The organism is Pseudomonas azadiae (assembly GCF_019145355.1).
In the GTDB taxonomy this organism is placed as follows: domain Bacteria; phylum Pseudomonadota; class Gammaproteobacteria; order Pseudomonadales; family Pseudomonadaceae; genus Aquipseudomonas; species Aquipseudomonas azadiae.
Genome location: NZ_JAHSTY010000001.1, coordinates 278,646 through 297,588 on the forward strand (window position 1 = coordinate 278,646; position 18,943 = coordinate 297,588).

At 58.5% G+C, this 18,943-nt stretch carries 12 protein-coding genes; 6 read left to right on the forward strand and 6 right to left on the reverse strand.

Going from position 1 to position 18,943, the window contains the following annotated elements; genetic code table 11:
• Positions 1-88: 88 nt before the first annotated feature.
• From zapE to KVG91_RS01300, 3 genes are all read right to left on the reverse strand, one after another.
• Positions 89-1,183 (reverse strand): cell division protein ZapE, encoded by a 1,095-nt coding sequence (gene zapE, locus KVG91_RS01290; protein WP_169374511.1) that lies wholly within the window; start codon positions 1,181-1,183, stop codon positions 89-91.
• A 79-nt stretch (positions 1,184-1,262) separates the two neighbouring features.
• Positions 1,263-2,615 (reverse strand): tryptophan--tRNA ligase, encoded by a 1,353-nt coding sequence (locus KVG91_RS01295; protein WP_169374510.1) that lies wholly within the window; start codon positions 2,613-2,615, stop codon positions 1,263-1,265.
• Between the two features lie 24 nt (positions 2,616-2,639).
• A complete protein-coding gene (locus KVG91_RS01300) occupies positions 2,640-3,269 on the reverse strand; it encodes an alpha/beta hydrolase (protein ID WP_169374509.1) in 630 nt (209 codons plus the stop codon).
• Positions 3,270-3,416: 147 nt separating this feature from the next.
• Between KVG91_RS01300 and KVG91_RS01305 the strand changes: the two genes are divergently transcribed.
• Positions 3,417-3,854: a YhcB family protein gene (locus KVG91_RS01305; RefSeq protein WP_169374508.1), complete on the forward strand. Its 438-nt coding sequence runs from the start codon at positions 3,417-3,419 to the stop codon at positions 3,852-3,854.
• A gap of 196 nt (positions 3,855-4,050) precedes the next feature.
• Here KVG91_RS01305 and KVG91_RS01310 read toward each other — a convergent pair whose 3' ends face one another.
• The 3 genes from KVG91_RS01310 to KVG91_RS01320 form a co-directional block, all read right to left on the reverse strand.
• Complete coding sequence (locus tag KVG91_RS01310; RefSeq protein ID WP_169374507.1) at positions 4,051-5,775, reverse strand: ABC transporter ATP-binding protein/permease; 1,725 nt, start codon at positions 5,773-5,775, stop codon at positions 4,051-4,053.
• A gap of 98 nt (positions 5,776-5,873) precedes the next feature.
• On the reverse strand, positions 5,874-6,434 hold the full coding sequence (locus tag KVG91_RS01315; protein ID WP_003171731.1) for a response regulator transcription factor: 561 nt from the start codon (positions 6,432-6,434) through the stop codon (positions 5,874-5,876).
• A complete protein-coding gene (locus KVG91_RS01320; protein WP_169374520.1) occupies positions 6,427-7,689 on the reverse strand; it encodes an ATP-binding protein in 1,263 nt (420 codons plus the stop codon). The genes KVG91_RS01315 and KVG91_RS01320 overlap by 8 nt, the downstream gene beginning before the upstream one ends.
• Before the next feature lie 205 nt (positions 7,690-7,894).
• On the opposite strand from KVG91_RS01320, the gene KVG91_RS01325 reads away from it, so the two are divergent.
• The 5 genes from KVG91_RS01325 (at position 7,895) to KVG91_RS01345 (ending at position 18,622) form a co-directional block, all read left to right on the forward strand.
• Positions 7,895-8,605: an SIMPL domain-containing protein gene (locus tag KVG91_RS01325; protein ID WP_169374506.1), complete on the forward strand. Its 711-nt coding sequence runs from the start codon at positions 7,895-7,897 to the stop codon at positions 8,603-8,605.
• A gap of 160 nt (positions 8,606-8,765) precedes the next feature.
• Entirely contained in the window at positions 8,766-11,600 is a 2,835-nt protein-coding gene (locus KVG91_RS01330) for a dermonecrotic toxin domain-containing protein (protein ID WP_347709281.1), read from the forward strand.
• A 269-nt stretch (positions 11,601-11,869) separates the two neighbouring features.
• Complete coding sequence (locus KVG91_RS01335) at positions 11,870-14,992, forward strand: dermonecrotic toxin domain-containing protein (protein ID WP_169374504.1); 3,123 nt, start codon at positions 11,870-11,872, stop codon at positions 14,990-14,992.
• A gap of 141 nt (positions 14,993-15,133) precedes the next feature.
• Positions 15,134-16,735: an ABC transporter substrate-binding protein gene (locus tag KVG91_RS01340; RefSeq protein ID WP_169374503.1), complete on the forward strand. Its 1,602-nt coding sequence runs from the start codon at positions 15,134-15,136 to the stop codon at positions 16,733-16,735.
• A gap of 258 nt (positions 16,736-16,993) precedes the next feature.
• Entirely contained in the window at positions 16,994-18,622 is a 1,629-nt protein-coding gene (locus tag KVG91_RS01345; protein WP_169374502.1) for an ABC transporter substrate-binding protein, read from the forward strand.
• Positions 18,623-18,943: the final 321 nt, after the last annotated feature.

Consider the following 18,943-nt stretch of genomic DNA (forward strand, 5'->3'; position numbering starts at 1 on the left):
GTATCAGCAAGCAAATAAATTGACTGATACACCGCCATCGCGGGCAAGCCCGGCTCCCACAGTGGACCTCCAGGGTGCTGGAGTTTGTTTAAGGCTTGTGCCCGCGCGACAGAAACTCGTGGGATTGCATCTCGAGCAAGCGGCTCAACGTGCGCTGGAACTCGAAGTTCAAGCGACCGCCCGTGTAGAGGTCCTTGAGCTCGACTTCGGCCGAGATGATCAGCTTGACGTTGCGGTCGTAGAACTCGTCGACCATGTTGATAAAGCGCCGCGCGATGTCGTCGGTGGTGACGCTCATCTGCTCCACGCCGCTGAGGATCACCGCGTGGAAGATCTTGCCCAGTTCGATGTAGTCGTTCTGGCTACGCGGGCCGTCGCACAGTTGGCGGAACTCGAACCAGGCCACGTCATCGCAGGTGCGCAGCGCGATGATTTCGCGGTTCTCGATCATCAACTTGTCGTTTTCCACCGCCTGGGTGCATTCCGGCGTGAGCGCGCGGAAGCTTTTTTTCAGGCTTTCGTGGGCCGCCTCGTTCAGCGGGAAGTGGAACAGCTCCGCTTGCTCCAGGTGACGCAGGCGGTAGTCGACGCCGCTGTCGACGTTGACGATCTCGGTGTTCTGCTTGATCAGCGCAATCGCCGGCAGGAAGCGCGCGCGTTGCAGGCCGTCCTTGTACAGGCCGTCGGGCACGATGTTCGAGGTGGCGACCAGGGTCACGCCGTTCTTGAACAGCTCTTCCATCAGGGTGCCAAGGATCATGGCATCGGTGATGTCGGAGACGAAGAACTCATCAAAGCAGATCACCCGCGCTTCTTCGGAGAAACGCTTGGCGATAATGGTCAGCGGGTTTTTCTCGCCCGGCAGGGTCTTCATCTCTTCGTGCACGCGCTTCATGAAGCGGTGGAAGTGGGTGCGCACCTTTTCCTTGAACGGCAGCGCTTCGAAGAAGGTGTCGACCAGGTAAGTCTTGCCACGGCCGACGCCGCCCCAGAAGTACAGGCCCTTGACCGGCGTGAGGTCTTTCTTGCCAAACAGCTTGCTGAACATCCCCGGCTTGCTTTGCGAGGCCGCGACCAGGTCGTCGTACAGGCGCTGCAAATGACGCACCGCGTTTTCCTGGGCAGCGTCATGGAAGAATTCAGGGCGTTTCAGATCAGCTTGATATCGTTCTAGGGGCGTCATAATTTCGTTAGCAAGGCAACAAAAACGGGCCGTCACTGTAACGACGGCCCCGGATAATGGCAATCAACCCTTGGTCGGGTTAATCCTCGGAAGGGGCCAACGCGATACGCAAGGCGGCGATGGCGGCATCGCGCGAGGCGCTGTCGGCGAACTCGGCGCTGTCGGCCACCGCGGCGTCGTCCAGCCATACACTGAAGCTCCGGGCTTGGGTGCGTATGTCCAAATGACCGCTTTGCAATTGCTTGGTCACCGCGCCCGCCGCTTTGCCGTCGGCGAAGTTGCGCGAAAGCAGCAGTTGCTCGCCGTCAGCAGCCAACAGGCGGAAGCGGAAGCTGCCGTCGTCTTCACGAAAGCTCACGAAGCGCGCAGCTTTCGCCACCTTCTTTTTCGCGACAACCGGCGCCGCAGTCTCGTTGACGAACGAACGCAGGCCCACGGCTTCACGCAGCTCGGCCAGGAACGGTGCCGCAACCGCACGGGCTTTTTTCGCGCCGACCAGCAGCAGGTCTTCCATGTCCGATGGGCGCGACATCAGTTGGTGATAACGCTCGCGGGCTTCGCCCAACTGGCCATCAAGCAGCTGGAACAGACGATTCTTCGCCTCGCCCCAGCCCAAGCCTTGCAGCAGTTCGCCACGGAATTCTTCTTCCTGCGCCTTGCTGGCAAACGCTTGGTACAGGGTGAACAGGTGCGAGTTGTCCGGGTCCTTGGCTTCGCCAGGCGCGCGCGAGTCGGTGACGATCCGCGAGATCGCCTCTTTCATGTCCTTGGCGCTGGTGAACAACGGGATGGTGTTGTCGTAGCTCTTGGACATCTTGCGGCCATCCAGGCCCGGCAAAGTGGCGACGCTTTCTTCGATCAACGCCTCGGGCATGGTGAAGAATTCTTTACCGTTGCCGAACAGGTGGTTGAAGCGCTGGCCGATGTCACGGGCCATCTCCACGTGCTGGATCTGGTCGCGGCCGACCGGCACCTTGTGCGCGTTGAACATCAGGATGTCCGCCGCCATCAGCACCGGGTAGCTGTACAGGCCCATGGTGATGCCCGCATCCGGGTCTTCGCCGGTCTCGACGTTCTTGTCCACCGAGGCCTTGTAGGCGTGGGCGCGGTTAAGCAAGCCCTTGGCGGCCACACAGGTCAGCAGCCAGGTCAGCTCGGGGATCTCGGGGATGTCCGACTGGCGATAGAACGTCACCCGGTTCACATCCAGGCCACCGGCCAGCCAGGTCGCGGCGATTTCCATGCGCGAGCGCTGGATGCGCTGCGGGTCATCGCATTTGATCAGGGCGTGGTAGTCGGCCAGGAAGTAGAAAGAGTCGGCATTGGCGTCTTCGCTTGCGAGGATCGCCGGGCGGATCGCACCGGCGTAGTTGCCCAGGTGCGGCGTGCCGGTGGTGGTGATGCCGGTGAGGATGCGGGTACGAGTCGTCATGGGTAATCGCTTATCAGACTGCTATCAATTCGAGAGGCGCGGCAGGACCAGATCCTTGAGATCGGTGAGCTTGCCATGGAAAAAGTGCCCGCATTCTGCCACTTTCAGCAGCTCATGGGGGCGATTCAAGGCCGCGGACCACTCGTAGACCCGCTGCGGGTCGACCACTTCGTCGGTTTCCGGCTGGATCACGATCAATGGACAGCCCTGAGGAAGCGCGTCGGTATCGCGCAAGCGCATCACCGCAGGGGCCACCATGAACAGAGTCGAGAGTTTTTCGCCCTTGGCTTCCAGGCGGCCACCGAGGCTGGCGGCCACGTAACCGCCAAAGGAAAAGCCGAGCAAGGTGATCGGCAGGTCGGGGTGTTTTGCCCGCAGCCAGGCGGCGGCGGCTTCGGCATCGTCGACTTCACCGGTGGCCATGTCATGGGAACCGGCACTCGCGCCGACGCCACGGTAATTGAAACGCAAAGTAATCAATCCGGCATCGCGGGCGGTGCGTTGCAGGGTCGAGACAACTTTATTGAGCATGGTCCCACCCTGCACCGGGTTAGGGTGACAGATCAGCGCCAGGCCACGTGGCTCGGGGTGATCCAGGTACAGGGCTTCCAGTTGGCCCACCGGGCCATCGATCAAAACAGGGGCTTCACGCATGAGCAAGAGATGAACTCCGTGACCTCTCAAAGGGTCGACTCGTCTAGCTAAAAGTCTGTGCATGGCATCATTGCGAGGTTAATCGCGGTATACAGCGCAGGTCCGAGCCGTTAACGTAAAGCAAAGCCGTTTATAGAGGAAGGACTCGTGGAACACTCGCTCTTAGTTTGGTTGTTGCCGACTCTTGCCCTGGTTGCCGGTGTCGCCATTGGATTCCTGGTTGCTCGCCTGCTGCCGAATGCCGCGCCTAACCGCACGCAGCGTCAGCTGGATGACATTCAGGAACGTTTTGACAGTTATCAGAACGAGGTTGTTACCCACTTCAACAGCACCGCGACCCTGGTCAAGAAGCTCACCCAGAGCTACCAGGAAGTACAGGATCACCTCGCCGATGGCGCCAACCGCCTGGCCCTCGACGACATCACCCGCCAGCGTCTGCTGGCCGCGCTGCATTCCGATGCACCGCAAGCGCCACGGGAACGCCTGACCCCACCCCGGGAAAACCAGGAGCCTCCACGGGACTACGCGCCAAAAACGCCGGACGCCCCTGGCATGCTGGATGAGCATTACGGTTTGAAGAAGTAAGGCGCTTCAAGCGACACAAAAAAGCCCGGCTGATCGATGATCAGCCGGGCTTTTTATTGGGCAGGTATTTAAGAACACCTTAGATCCAGTGTGGGAGCTGGCTTGCCTGCGATAGCGGTGTGTCATTTGATGCACCTGCTACTGACACACCGCCATCGCGGGCAAGCCCGGCTCCCACATTGAACCGCGCATCACTTCAAGCCATTTGTTGCTCCTGTAACCACCCGCCTTCGATCCGCACATGCCGCCCATGAAAACGCTTGAGGCTGCTGCGATGCCCGACGCTGACAATGCTCAGCCCCGGCAACTCATCGATCAGCGCCTGGTACAGCGTCGCTTCATCCTCTTCATCCATCGCCGAGGTCGCTTCGTCCATGTACAGCCACTGCGGCGCGAAAAGCAAGGCGCGGGCGAAGGCCAGGCGTTGCTGTTCGCCCGGGGAGAGCATGCGCTGCCAGTGATTGGCTTCATCCAGCCGTCCGGCCAGATGCGGCAAACGGCAGGTTTGCAGGACCTGTGCATAACGTTCTGCCGGATAGACGCTGTCGTCCTGTGGATAACTCAATACCGCCTTCAGCGTGCCAATCGGCAAGTACGGTTTTTGCGGCAGGAACAGATAGCGCGCCGCTGGCAAGCGGATGCTGCCGTGCCCCGCGGGCCATAAATGGCCCATCGCGCGCAATAACGTGCTTTTACCGCTGCCGGAACGCCCACTGAGCATCAGGCGCTCGCCCGGCTCCACACACATGTTGGCGTCCGTCAGCAAATGGCGGCCATCGGCCAGGTTCAAGCCCAGCCCCTGCACCACGAGGCGATCGCCCTGCGCGTGCACATCGATAGTCGCCGCACGTTGCTCGTTGTCGCTCATGGCCTGCTGGAAGCTGAGCAGGCGGTCACTGGTTGCGCGCCAGGCGGCCAGGTCGGTGTAGGCGCTGATGAACCAACTGAAGTTGCCCTGCACATTGCCGAACGCCGAGTTGATTTGCATCAGCTCGCCCAATTCGATCTTGCCGGCGAAATAGCGCGGCGCCGCCACGATAAAGGCGAAGACAATCGCAATCTGTTCGTAGCCGGCGGTGAAGAACGTCAGGCGCTTGGACACCTTCATGATGTCCCAATAGTTATGCCAGACCTTGCCGAACCGCGCGCTCAAACGCTGCTTTTCGTTCGGTTCGCCGTTGTACAGGGCGATGCTTTCGGCATTCTCCCGCACCCGTACCATGGAGAAGCGCAGATCCGCTTCGAAACGTTGCTGCTGGTTGCTCAGGCCGATCAAGCGACGGCCGATCAAATGGGTCAACCAGCTGCCGACACCGGCGTACAGCAGTGCGCACCAGAACATGTAGCCGGGGATGGTGATGCCGAATACGTCAATGCTGCCCGACACGCCCCACAGGATCACGGAGAACGACACCAGGCTGACGACATTGCGCAACAGCCCGAGACCCAGGCCCAAGGTGTTTGAGGTGAAGCTGTTGAGGTCTTCGGAAATGCGCTGGTCCGGGTTATCGGTGTAACCGCCCTGCTCCAGCTGGTAGAAGTTCTTGTGGTCGAGCCAGCGCGCAAAATGCTTCTCGGTGAGCCAGGCGCGCCAGCGAATGGTCAGCATCTGCGTCAGGTACAGACGGTACACCGCGCCGAGAATGGCCACCGCCGCGATACCGCAGAAATAGCCGATCAATTGCCAGAAGGCCGCCGTGTCCTTCTTCTCCAGGGCGTTGTAGAAATCCTTGTACCAGTGGTTGATCCACACCGAAATCGCCACGCTGAACAGCGACAGGGCGATCACTGCACCGAGCAACAACCAGGCCTTGCTCTTCTCTTCACTGCGCCAATACGGTGTGATCATCGCCCAGGTTCGGCGGAAAAACCGCCCGCGCACAGCATCATTGACCGCGGAGTACTCAGCGTTCTGATTCATCGTTCAGGCTCGGTAGGAAAACTTACAGGCGTTCGAACCGATCATAGGGGATCGGTTCATGGCTCCGTACGGCCTGAAGCAGACTGTTCAGCTTAGGTTCAGCGTCGTACCGGACGCTTTTGCAGTTTGCGCTGCAAGGTGCGGCGGTGCATGCCCAGGGCGCGGGCGGTGGCGGAGATATTGCCTTCATGTTCGGTCAACACACGCTGGATGTGTTCCCATTGCAGGCGGTCCACCGACATCGGGTTTTCCGGCACCAGGGTGTCGAGGTCGGCGTGCTCGGAGAGCAACGCGGCCAGTACGTCGTCGGCATCCGCCGGCTTGCACAGGTAGTTGCAGGCGCCCCGCTTGATGGCTTCGACGGCGGTGGCAATGCTCGAGTAACCCGTGAGGATGACCACGCGCATTTCCGGGTCGAGTTCCAGCAGCTTGGGCAGCAGCACCAGGCCGGAGTCGCCGTCCATCTTCAGGTCGAGCGCGGCGTAGTCCGGCAGGTCGGCCTGGGCGATGGTCAGGCCTTCCTCGGCAGACCCTGCGGTGCTCACGCGAAAACCGCGACGGCTCATGGCGCGGGCCATCACGCGGGTAAAGGTAGCGTCGTCATCTACCAGCAACAGGTGCGGCAGTTCTTCGCCTTCGACTTGGATCTCGTCACTCATCGATATCTCCTCGTGCGACACGGGGCAGGCGCAGCTCGGTGAGCGTGCCACCTTCCTCATGACTATAGAGCTTCACTGAGCCGCCCGCGCGGGTCACGCTGGCCTTGCTCAAAAACAGGCCGAGGCCGAAGCCTTTGCCCTTGGTGGTAAAGAAGGGCTTGCCGATCTGCTCGGCGATGGCCAACGGCACGCCTGCGCCATGGTCACGAATACTGATGGTCACGTCCTCGGTATCCCAATCCAACTCTACGCCAAGGCCCTCGGGGCAAGCGTCGGCGGCATTGTTCAGCAGATTGAGCAGGGCCTGGGTCAAATCCGGTGGCGGCGCCATGCGCGGCACGGTGCCCTGGCCCAGCAGATGGAAACGGTAACTGGCTTCAGGGCGCATCAAGTGCCAACGGTTCAGCGCTTCGTCGAGCCACTGGGTCACGTCCTGCATCTCAACGGCCAGGCGGCGATTGGCTTCAGCGGCGCGCACCAGTTGCTGCAAGGTCTGCTTGCACTGCTTGACCTGTTCCTGCAACACGCTCAGGTCATCCTGCAGGGCCGGGTCGTGATGGTCCTGGGTCATTTCCTTGAGCAGCACGCTCATGGTGGCCAACGGCGTCCCCAATTCGTGGGCGGCACCGGCGGCCTGGGTGGCGACGGCGAGCAGTTGTTGGTCGCGCAGGCCCTCTTCACGGCGAATGGCGCGCAATTCTTCCTGGCGACGCAGTTCTTCAGCCATGCGTGCGGCGAAAAAGGTGATGACGGCGGCAGACAGCGCAAAACTCAACCACATGCCGTAGATCTGCAGGTTTTCCCGGGCGATCGGGAAGGTTTGCAGCGGATAGAACTGCGCCAGCAGCAGGGTATACAGCGTCAGGGCGATGCCCGACAGCACCACCGAATAGCGCCACGGCAAGGTCACGGCGGCGATGGTCAGCGGCACCAGATAATAGGAAACAAACGGATTGGTGGAACCGCCGGAGAAATACAGCAACACACTGTGGATAAACAAGTCGCAGGCCAGTTGCAGGGCGTATTCCAGCTCGGTCACCGGCCACGTGGTGCGCAACCGGATGGCGGTGAACACGCAAAGCACGATGGAGAACCCGAGGGTCACGCCCAGTTGCAGCCACGGCAGCGGCAGCAGGTCGAACCAATAGGCGAGCCCGACGGAGCCGGCCTGTGCGGCCAGGACCAGGGTTCGAATGAACGTCAGGCGCCAGAGGTTCTGGCGGGTGGCGGAAGTCAGTTTTACGGCGGCGAGCATGTGCTCTCCCGTTGAGCGCTGCAGGCGGATCGGCACGAGTATAAACGAAGCAGGCATGCTGGCACGCCGCGTGTGGCTCTTTGCCGCAGGCCAGGCGAACGACCGTTCGTCGGCGACGCCACAACCTGTAGGTAATCTGTAAACCCGAAGAACCCGACGCCACCGTCTACAGTCTTAACCAGCACTCATATACCAAGGAGCTCTCATGCCTCGTTTCATTCGCAGCGCAGCCGTTATCGCCCTCAGCACCAGCGTCCTCGCCAGCCTTCCAGTCATGGCCGCCGATGAGCTGCATTACAACCAGATTTCCCTGCGCGCCGAGGTCAGCCAGGAGGTGGCCCGCGACAAGATGATCGTCACGCTGTACACCGAATCCCAGAACAGCGACCCGGCCAAGCTCGCCGCCGAAATCACTGAAACGATGAACAAGGCCCTCGGCCAGGCCCGTGAAGTCAAAGGCGTGACCTTGCGCCAGGGCAGTCGCAACAGCTACCCGATCTACGACAACAAGAACCAGAAGATCACCGGTTGGCGTGAGCGCGCCGAACTGCGCCTGGAAAGCGCCGATTTCCCGGCACTCTCGAAACTGACCGGTGAACTCCTCAACACCTTGAAAATGGACAGCATGGACTTCGCCATCGCCGACGCAACGCGCAAGAGCAGCGAAGATGCCCTGCTCAAGGACGCAGTCGCCGCGTTCAAGGCCCGCGCGCAACTGGCCACCGATGCGCTGGGGGGAAAGGGTTACAAAATCGTGAACCTGAACTTCAACACCAATGGTTACCCACAGCCGTTTGCCCGGGGCGGGGCGATGATGATGAAAGCCCAGATGGATTCAGCGCCGACGCCTGAAGTCGAAGCCGGCACCAGCCAGGTCAGCATGAGCGCCGACGGGGTGATCGAAGTCCTGCAATAACATGTAAGTAGGAAACGGCGGCGCTGCCTTGGGTAAGCGCCGTTTTTTTATGCAACTTATTCGCCCCCAGGACGCCGGAACGCTGACCGGTCCATAGCCCACGCACATAGCGAACCCTGAAAGACGCCCATTGCGTCCAATTTCCAGAGAGCCCTGCGTGATGATAACAACCGCACCTGTTTCCGTTAGTGTTCCACCGCTCGATCAACCCAAGACCGCGAGTACGCCAGACGTTACCGCTCCAGCTCACCCCACTCCCCGTCAAAAAACCCCAAACCGGCGCAATCACCATGAGTCCCTGATTCCTGGCCTCCCCTACAACAAGCAAGTGGACAAGTTCGTCACCACTGCCACCGCCGACTTCAAGACGCCCAGCCAAAGTACCGCCGACATCATCCGGGCCGAACTGAAGAAACGCTGGGGCAAGGACATAGATCCCGACAATACCTTCATTACCACGCTGAACTACGACCCCAAGAAGCCCAAGCCCACGGGTGGCAAGGTACTCAACCAGATATCCCTGACCCAGGCAGCCCTGCATAACGCCCAACGCGCCAATAAAAACGATGAGCACCAGACACCGGATGAAAAACAGCGCTCGACCCTGCACACCTGGCTGCAACGACTCGCCCCGCTGGCTCCGCTACCGGCAGTGATCGACGCCATCGACACCAAGGTGCACGAGCAAAAAACCTACGAGGGCATTTTTATCGGCGCCGATCCCGATCGCCATCAATTTTACAACGAGCGAACGCTGCTGCCTCATACGCCTGCCGCGTTCCGTGACATCGTGTGGAACACCGAACTGAAGCAGCCCTACACCGAGTTCCTGGACAGATTCTGGCCTGCCCATGAGCAAAAATATGCGCAAACGGCCAAGGCCTCGTTTATTGGTGCCGCCCTGGCCCAGTTCAACAATGACAGCCTGAGCGAGCACGCCACCAACCTGATCATGCGTGCGGCCGGCGTACCGGAAAACACCACTTGGTCGAGCCTGACCCTCGACAATCTGAAAGCCCCGCATGCCAAGGACCCCAATCTGGAAATCGGGCTGCTCAAGATCAACGGTTTCCAAGCCACCGACCTGCTGTACATCACCGACAAAACCACAAAAATCGGGGCTGACGGTAAGCCGGGCAACCCCACGCTGCTGTATATCCCCGGCAACTCTTCGCCAATTCACAGCTTCGACAGCCCGGCGCAGATGAAAAACTGGCTGGCCGAGCAAGCCGCCGACCCGGTCAAGCGTGAAGCCTTGTCGATGCACTTCAAAATGCGCGATCAGGCCAACCGGTTCTTTTCCGAAGGTGTCAATCAAGCATTGGTCGGCATCAGTGGCTGGTCAAAAAAAGACGCCCCTGATGCAAGCATCACTGAGCGCTTGAATGAATACGACCCACAAACCTTAATCACCACCGAACCGCTGTCCGAAGACCCGTTCAAGGTGATTGCCCAACGCCAGAAAGAGCGTTCGTACGCCGATGCAGAGACCGAAATAACCACCGACGGTGATGTCACCAAGGCGACCATTCTTGAGGTCCTGGAAACGACCACCAAGATTGCCCTGATGCTGACGCCGCTCACCCTGGTGATGCCGGAAGTGGCGGTGGCCCTGGAGGTGTTTTACGCCGCCGCAGGCGCAGCCGAGGCCGGGATCGGCGCCGATGACCTCAAACATGGCAAGCCGGGCGGAGCCGACCATATTGTATTTGGCGTGCTGAACGCGCTGCCGGCCTTAGCGAGTGGCGCGTCCAAGGCGATCAAGGGGGTGACGGCAGGCGAAACGGCTGTCGGCAAATCGCTGAAGGAGTCGGTGCTGGCCAACAGTGAAATACCCGCCAGCGCCGAGGTGGGCGAAGCCATCGCCAACCGTATCCAGCCGTCCCAGGCCGCCAATATCAGTGCGCATGCAGTGCCTGACAGTGCCCGGATTCTTGAACGAGCGATGGTCAACACCAAAGGAATTTATCAGTATAAAGACGCTGCCGAGGTTGATCACTGGTATATCCAGTACAAGGACGCCACGGGCGTTTCCAGGCTTTACGAGATCAAGAGTGATTTCAAGCTGAGCAATGACTATGTCCAGATTATCGATCCGGCTACGCGCAAGCCGGTGCAGACGGTTCATGCCGTGGGTGACGGGCAGTGGGCTGCGATCAAAGGAGATGGCGGTATATGGCCATGGAAACGTCCGTCTTCACCAACGCCAAGTATCGACCCCAAGCTCCCGCCACAAATTGCAGATCACTTCCTTGAGTTGAACGGCGCGAAAATGAAAGGCGCCGAAAAACTGGACGAGTATTTGCGTCTCGATGCCAACTATCCATACACATATGGCGTTGCTGTAACCGAAAACGCAGAGGTCGTACCGCAGATTTCCTGGACGAGTGCAGAAAACCCGGCCCACGCAACAGCACCACCAGAAGCCAACAATTTGGACTTTGGCGCGAACCCATACAGCGATCTATTTATTGTTGACATGAATCGCTCAAAATTGACATTGCAAAAACCTGACGGAAGCATACTGGAAAGCGACACTGGCGCTGACATAACAGCATTCGAACTTCAAAACGGCCGTCTTGCATCAGACGACGAAATAATTGCGATTAAAAAAAGGAATATTGAAGCTATTGAGAAATTCATACCCGACCCTGAGCTAAGGGCCCGAATATCTCAAGTGTCGAATCAATGGTTATTAGGTTCGGGTCCGGACGAGTTTCAAACACCCCGACTGAAGGGGGGCATCTTCGCAAGCGGGCGTGACCCGCACTATTTCGTCTACTTTGACCCCACAAATAAAGTAACTACTGTCACCGGAAAATCCGACATTATTCTTAGCAAGTTAGACGGCCGCGAGATTGAAACCGTTACGGACATACAGGCCAAATCTTCCAAGACAGTCACCATAAGCGCCAGCAACGAACTCGGCAGCGGCGGTTATGTCATCGAGCCCTACGCACCGACGCGCATAGAAATCACGCCAAAGCTGGACTGATAAGCGCAGCCTCAACCAAGCACCTGTGAAGGGCGGTAACCTCGGTTACCGCTTTTTTTGTTTAAGCAGTCTTGTGCGGCTGCCACTTCAGGGGCCTCCACGTAAAGAATCGCCTTAAAAGAGGACGGATTTATTTTTTCCGATTGTCGGCCACGTCATATATCGCAGCGTATTCGTCGGAACCCACAACCCGGCCCCAGTTACACAGACCATGCCGCAGCGACAGGGAGTACTGCACATACGTTTGTTTATTTTACGAGGCCCCAAACATGTCTATCACTCCCCACTACGCGACCTCTTTCCCGTCACAGCACATCAGCGATGTATCGGCCCGGTCGAAAAGGGACACCGAATCAGCCCCCGTACAGGTAGCGCAAACAGAAACAGGGGCGGCGGCATCCGCATCCCCTCACGAGAAAGCGCTGCTCGATGCCTACCTCCACGCCGTGCAGAGCAAAGCGCTTCACGGCAATGCGGGGCTGGTAAAGGTCCCGCCCCAGAGTTCCCTGGGCCAGTGGCTTGGACTGTACCGCGCGCAATTGGAGCATCCTGTTGTTCAAAATTGGTTGCGCGAGCAGAAAATCGATCCCACGAGCCTGCTTTCTATCGATCCGTTCAAAGGCACCCTGTCTGCCGATGCGGGAGGCACAGTGAAAACCTTTTCACTCTCTGATGCATCAGGCTGGGGGCAAGTGTCAGGCCCGATCTTAGCCGCAGCGAAAGTCATCTCGCCAGAGGACAAGGGCGTTTTACGCGTACGATTACGCGATGGTTTCACTGAGGTCAGTGCAAAGGTGGTGGCGAATTTTCAGGGCATACCGCTACCCGCCAATCCCTCCCAGGCCAACGCGCAAATCAGGCAGTTGCAAGACAAGGATGCCTTTGACCCTATTGCCGTCGACGACCGCACGCGCCCTGCCGGCAGCCGCTCGCCGCAAGCGGCGGACGTACAAAAACAACAAGCCGCCATCTACTACCGCAGTGCCCCGCAGGCATTGGAATATAAGCGCCTGGCCGTCAACGTCGGCACCCACCTGCCCAATACACGGGCAGAAGCGAAAAAATGGGCAGAACAGATTATTTTCCAATTGACCGGTAAACAGGTCGACGCGGACACGATCTACTTGAACCGTTTCAAAGGCGCCAACACACCACTCTCATCTGACACTGCCACCGTGACCGGCTGGGAACACAGTGATGACGACTTGGCCTCCTCGCAGCGCTTGCCGGACGCCTTGTTGAAAAACTTCAACGAGCATGATGGTGTTCCCGGCAATCTGGATCAGGAAGCCGGCTTATACATGAACGGTCCCGGCCAAGGCGCTATGAATGGATACGGGTCCCACAATCAATTCCCCCTTGCGCCGTCCGCGCTCATGCACGCGAGCTGGAAAACTGACTTTCAGGCGCAAATGACTCAGAAAATCGACCATTTCTGGAATACCCAGACCAGCGACTATGAGACCGTTATCAAAGGCGAGTTCGTCCACCAGGCCCGCAAGCAACTCAAGGACAATGAAGCCAGGCCACCCGCCGAGCGCACGTTGCAAGCCCCCGAGCATAAATTCAGCCGCGAGGACTACCGCCTGGTGATGGGCGCAGCCTCCAACCTTTCAGTTGATGAAAAGGCGTCACTGACCGTCGAACAACTCAAGACCAAGGCACCGGCAAAAGACCAGGTTCAAGTACATGCCCTAAATATCCATGGCTTCACTTCCAGCGACATTCTGCGATTCAGCGCGCCCGACGATGGCCGCCAGGTACTCTACATACCAGGCGCCGATCCGGCCTTTCTGAGGTTCGATTCTCTGGAAAAACTGAACCAATGGATTGTTGAGCAAACCAAGGACCCCAAAAAGCGCGAAGCGTTGGCCGCGCATTTTCCGTTGATTTATCGCCAGGACCATGAAGCCGGCTTCGCTGCCCGCGCGGCAGAAGTATTGGTGCCCGTTCTGTGGTTCACACACGTTGCAGATAAGACAGAGGGCCTGGATACCCACTTTGAAAAGATGGCCAACGGCACATTGAAGGACCCGGCGGTCAATAACAGTCACTCGGCAATCGAAGAGGACGTATTTTCCACACTAGCAACGTCTGCCAAAGAGCGCATGAAAAGCGACGCCGACGTTGTGATCAAGTCCAACAGTGAGGTGATTCGGGACACTTGGCTCAACGACATTACTGTAGCCGCAGGTTTATTGGCGAAGCTGGCGCCCATCGCGGCGCCGGCAGCGGCCATCGCGGTAGTCACCGGCCTGGCCGAAGTAGCCTTGGGCGCGGAAAAAGCCTCGTCCGGCGACACCGAGGCAGAACGCAAGGACGGAGCGTCCAAGGCCTTCGATGGCGTACTCAACACACTGTTTTCAGTCGGTGGTTTCGCCGGGGAAGCTGAAGACCCTTTTGCATCGCCGGAGCAAAAGTTACCGACCAGCTCCAGGACCCAGAAACCCATCAATGGTTTCACCGGTCGGGTTTACGACTGGTTGACCAAAGGGGACGCGCAACCCGGCCTCACGGAGAATGAGTTCAGGGATTTTCAAACAAAGTACAACGCCTCACGCGCGCCGAAGAGCCGGGCAAGCTTTGATAACGGCTATAACTCAAGAAATTTAAACGACGTGCCGGGGTACAGCCCCTCCATGACGCTCCCCGATCTCATGAAAATGGCCTCTGAACCTTGGCGGTCGGCCGAAGAAGTCGGCGCCCTGTCGCGAGCCATCGAACGCCTGAAAATAAAATTGATTCAAGAAACTTATCCCGCGTTTCAACGCGATATACAAAGCGCTGGCGGTACTGTGACGCCCATGCCTCAAGAATTTTACCTGAGCCAGACTAACCTGGCCTCTCGGGGAGAATGCGCTGCAATGAGCAATACCATGGGGATGGCGATCGAATCAGGGCAGGAAACGACCTTCCTGGCCAATTTATTCAAAGCGGCGGCCAGCCCCAACGATGCCGCCTGCGCCAACTTCATAAAAAACCTGAGTACGCTTCAAGAGGCGATGACGGAACTGGAAGACTTCCACGCGGCCCCCATCAAGCAGGTAGCGTATAGCGAAATCATTGCAGGCTTGGCCAACACCGCCGAGTCAAAAACCCTGCGAATCTCTTCAGCGGACCATGCCGTACTGGCCGGTGTAAACATGGAAGGAGAAAGCCCAAAATGGTTTTACTTTGATCCCAACTTCGGCCTGGCGACATTCGACAATCCGCAGGCCTTCGAGCGTGGAATGGAGCGCGTCCTCAACAGGGGCACAAGCCCTTTCAGGCACCGAGCACTTGGCAACAACCCGGCGGTGCCGGAATACACTGTCAGTGAATTCAAGCGTCAGGACTACGCAGGCAATGGCCTTGCGCCCACCATGAGGAGCTTATTCACACAAGAGCTGTAGGCACCCAGGCGATGCGCGACGCGCCTGTATCAAGACGCCGTGATCAATCGCCTCTTACCTGAGACCCTTGAACGACGGTAACCTCGGTTACCGTCGTTTTCGTTTGCGCAACTGCATATGCCTGCCACTTCAGGGGTCTCCATGGAAAGAATCGCCTTAAAACCACTCCTCCTCGCTGCCGGCCTCCTGGCTTTCATGCCCATGGCACACGCAGCCACCACCCTGGTCTACTGCTCCGAAGCCAGCCCCGCCGGGTTCGACCCCAGCCAGTACACCAGCGGCACCGATTTTGATGCGTCCGCCGAAACCGTATTCAACCGCCTGACCCAGTTCAAGCGCGGTGGCACCGAAGTCGAACCTGGCCTGGCAACGCGCTGGGAAGTGTCCGAGGACGGCCTGGCGTATACGTTCCACCTACGCGAGGGCGTCAAGTTCCACACCACCGAGTACTTTACCCCCAGCCGCGATTTCGATGCCGATGACGTGCTGTTTACCTTCAATCGCCTGCTCGATGCGCAAAGCCCGTTTCGCAAGGCCTACCCCTCCGAGTCGCCGTATTTCACCGACATGGACTTGAACACCACGATCAAGCGCGTCGACAAACTCGACGATCACACCGTGCGCTTCAACCTCAATAACGTCGATGCGTCATTCGTGCAAAACCTGGCCATGAGCTTCGCCTCGGTGCAATCGGCCGAATACGCCGCGCAATTGCTCAAGCAGGGCAACGCAGCCGACATCAACCAGAAGCCGGTGGGCACCGGGCCGTTTGTGTTCAAGCGCTACCAGAAGGATGCGCAGATCCGCTACGTGGCCAACAAAAGCTACTGGAAACCCGAGGATGTGAAGCTCGACAACCTGGTGTTCGCCATCACCCCGGATGCCGCATCGCGCCTGCAGAAGCTCAAGGCCGGCGAATGCCAGGTCAGCGGCTACCCGCGCCCCGCCGATATCGAGGTGATGAAGCAGGACCCGAATCTGCGCGTGCTGCAGCAAGCCGGTTTCAACCTGGGCTTTCTGGCCTACAACGTGACCCACCCGCCGCTGGACCAGCTCAAGGTGCGCCAGGCGTTGGACATGGCGATCGACAAGCCGGCGATCATCAAAGCTGTGTACCAGGGCGCCGGGCAATTGGCGCAGAACGCCCTGCCGCCTGCGCAGTGGTCTTATGACCCGACCATCAAGGACGCGCCGCACGACCCGGCCAAGGCTCGGGCGCTACTAAAAGAAGCAGGGGTTGCACCCGGTACCACCATCAACCTGTGGGCGATGACCGTACAACGCGCGTCCAACCCGAACGCGCGCATGTCCGCGCAAATGATCCAGCAGGATTGGGAAAAAGTGGGCATCAAGGCCAACATCGTCAGCTATGAGTGGGGCGAATACATCAAGCGCGCCAAAAATGGCGAGCACGACGCAATGATTTACGGCTGGACCGGCGACAACGGCGACCCGGATAACTGGCTTGGCGTGCTCTACAGTTGTGCCGCGGTCAAGGGCAGCAACTACGCTAAATGGTGTAACCCGGCCTACGACAAGCTCGTACAGCAAGCCAAAGTCAGCAACGACCGCGAGCAGCGCATCAAGTGGTATCAACAGGCGCAGCAAATCCTTAAAGAACAAGTACCTATAACGCCCATTGCGAACTCGACGGTGTTCCAGCCGCTGCGCAAGGAAGTCAAGGACTTCAAGATCAGTCCGTTTGGGCTGACGCCGTTCTACGGCGTGAGTCTAGATAAGTAACAGCCGCGCCCCAACCGAGTGCGCTAGACGCCTTGGCTGGGGCTTTTTGGTGCGAAGCGTGCACCGAAAAAACCCTCGAAATATGCGCAAATATGTCAAAACTTTCATAATTGCGACATTCCTGTACGTTCGTACCACTGTTTGCCCCTGGCAACGGTTCAACATCTTGCAATGGGTATGGCGCCTGCATTAGTATCCGCAGGCCGACTCACGAGGTCGCCCTCACCACCAAAAATGACAACAAATCATGAGGCCAACATGCTTAAACACGCAGTCCTTCCGCTTTTAGTTAGCGCTGGCCTTATGGCCGCAGCCCCTTTCGCCCATGCGGCGACTAACCTGGTGTTCTGCTCCGAAGGGAGCCCGGCCGGTTTTGATCCAGGCCAGTACACCACCGGAACAGACTTCGATGCCTCGGCCGAAACCATGTTCAACCGCCTGACCCAGTTCGAGCGCGGCGGCACCGCCGTGATTCCTGGGTTGGCCACCAGCTGGGACGTGTCCCCGGATGGCTTGACCTACACCTTCCACTTGCGTGATGGCGTCAAGTTCCACACCACGCCGTACTTCAAGCCGACCCGTACCTTCAATGCCGATGACGTGCTGTTCACGTTCAACCGCATGATCAACAAGGACGATCCGTTCCGCAAAGCCTACCCCACCGAGTTCCCGTACTTCACGGACATGGGGATGGACACCAACATCAAAAACATCGAAAAAGTCGACGCCAACACGGTCAAGTTCACCCTTGGCACCGTGGACGCCGCTTTCATCCAGAACCTGGCGATGAGCTTCGCGTCGATCCAGTCCGCTGAATATGCCGCGCAACTGTTGAAGGAAGGCAAACCTGCCGACATCAACCAGAAGCCAATCGGCACTGGCCCGTTCGTGTTCAAGAGCTACCAGAAAGATTCCAATATTCGTTACACCGGCAACAAGGACTACTGGAAACCTGAGGACGTGAAGATCGACAACCTGATCTTCGCCATCACCACCGACCCGTCGGTGCGCATCCAGAAGCTCAAGAAAAACGAATGCCAGATCACCCTGTTCCCACGTCCGGCCGACCTCAAGGCGCTGGGCGAAGACAAGGACCTGAAACTGCCGCACCAGGCCGGTTTCAACCTGGGCTACATCGCCTACAACGTCATGGACAAGGTCAAGGGCAGCGACCAGCCAAACCCGCTGGCCGACCTGCGCGTGCGCCAGGCGCTGGACATGTCGGTGAACAAGCAGCAGATCATCGACTCCGTGTACCAGGGCGCCGGCCAGCTGGCCGTCAACGCAATGCCGCCGACCCAATGGTCGTATGACACCACCATCAAGGATGCCAAGTACGACCCTGAGAAAGCCAAGTCGCTGCTCAAGGAAGCCGGCATCAAAGAAGGTACCGAAATCGTTCTGTGGGCCATGCCGGTTCAGCGTCCGTACAACCCGAACGCCAAGCTGATGGCTGAAATGCTGCAGAACGACTGGAAGAAGATCGGTCTCAACGTAAAAATCACCAGCTACGAGTGGGGCGAGTACATCAAGCGCTCCAAAGGTGGCGAGAACCAGGCCATGATCATTGGCTGGAGCGGCGACAATGGTGACCCGGACAACTGGCTGAACGTGCTGTTCGGCTGCGACTCGCTGTCCGGTAACAACTTCTCCAAATGGTGCGACAAAAAATTCGACGGCGTGGTGAAAGAAGCCAAGGCCACATCGGATGTCGCCAAACGCACCGAGCTGTATAAGCAGGCGCAACATATCCTCAAAGATGCTGTCCCGATGACACCTATCGCGCACTCGACGGTGTATCAACCCATGCGCTCCACCGTGCAGGACTTCAAGATCAGCCCGTTTGGCTTGAATTCCTTCTACGGCGTGAGCGTAAGCGGCAAGTAAGAAGCCTTGGCGGCGACGTTTCACAACGTCGCCGTTATTGCATCCGCCTGGCCAGTAGGAAACAGACCACGCTCGTAATAGTTGCGTCCTACAGCAACGAACTGCGATCCGTGTCTCCGTTGCCTACAAGGTCAATCCGATTCGGTGCATTTACTGCCAGGTCCTCGACCCCTAACGTCGTAGGACAGCAGAGGCCCCTTCTACGGAAAGGCACTTGCTGCGTGTGGGATCAGTGATGTCGCCCTGGCCGATTGCCAGGGCGGTTGCTCGCTGATGACAACTACAAACAAGGATCGGGATCGTCATGCGCCATACCACCGT

Coding starts and splice junctions, on each gene's coding strand:
- zapE (WP_169374511.1), bottom strand. CDS start 1,183: ATGACGCCCCTAGAACGATATCAAGCTGATCTGAAACGCCCTGAATTC.
- KVG91_RS01295 (WP_169374510.1), bottom strand. CDS start 2,615: ATGACGACTCGTACCCGCATCCTCACCGGCATCACCACCACCGGCACG.
- KVG91_RS01300 (WP_169374509.1), bottom strand. CDS start 3,269: ATGCGTGAAGCCCCTGTTTTGATCGATGGCCCGGTGGGCCAACTGGAA.
- KVG91_RS01310 (WP_169374507.1), bottom strand. CDS start 5,775: ATGAATCAGAACGCTGAGTACTCCGCGGTCAATGATGCTGTGCGCGGG.
- KVG91_RS01315 (WP_003171731.1), bottom strand. CDS start 6,434: ATGAGTGACGAGATCCAAGTCGAAGGCGAAGAACTGCCGCACCTGTTG.
- KVG91_RS01320 (WP_169374520.1), bottom strand. CDS start 7,689: ATGCTCGCCGCCGTAAAACTGACTTCCGCCACCCGCCAGAACCTCTGG.
- KVG91_RS01325 (WP_169374506.1), top strand. CDS start 7,895: ATGCCTCGTTTCATTCGCAGCGCAGCCGTTATCGCCCTCAGCACCAGC.
- KVG91_RS01330 (WP_347709281.1), top strand. CDS start 8,766: ATGATAACAACCGCACCTGTTTCCGTTAGTGTTCCACCGCTCGATCAA.
- KVG91_RS01335 (WP_169374504.1), top strand. CDS start 11,870: ATGTCTATCACTCCCCACTACGCGACCTCTTTCCCGTCACAGCACATC.
- KVG91_RS01340 (WP_169374503.1), top strand. CDS start 15,134: ATGGAAAGAATCGCCTTAAAACCACTCCTCCTCGCTGCCGGCCTCCTG.
- KVG91_RS01345 (WP_169374502.1), top strand. CDS start 16,994: ATGCTTAAACACGCAGTCCTTCCGCTTTTAGTTAGCGCTGGCCTTATG.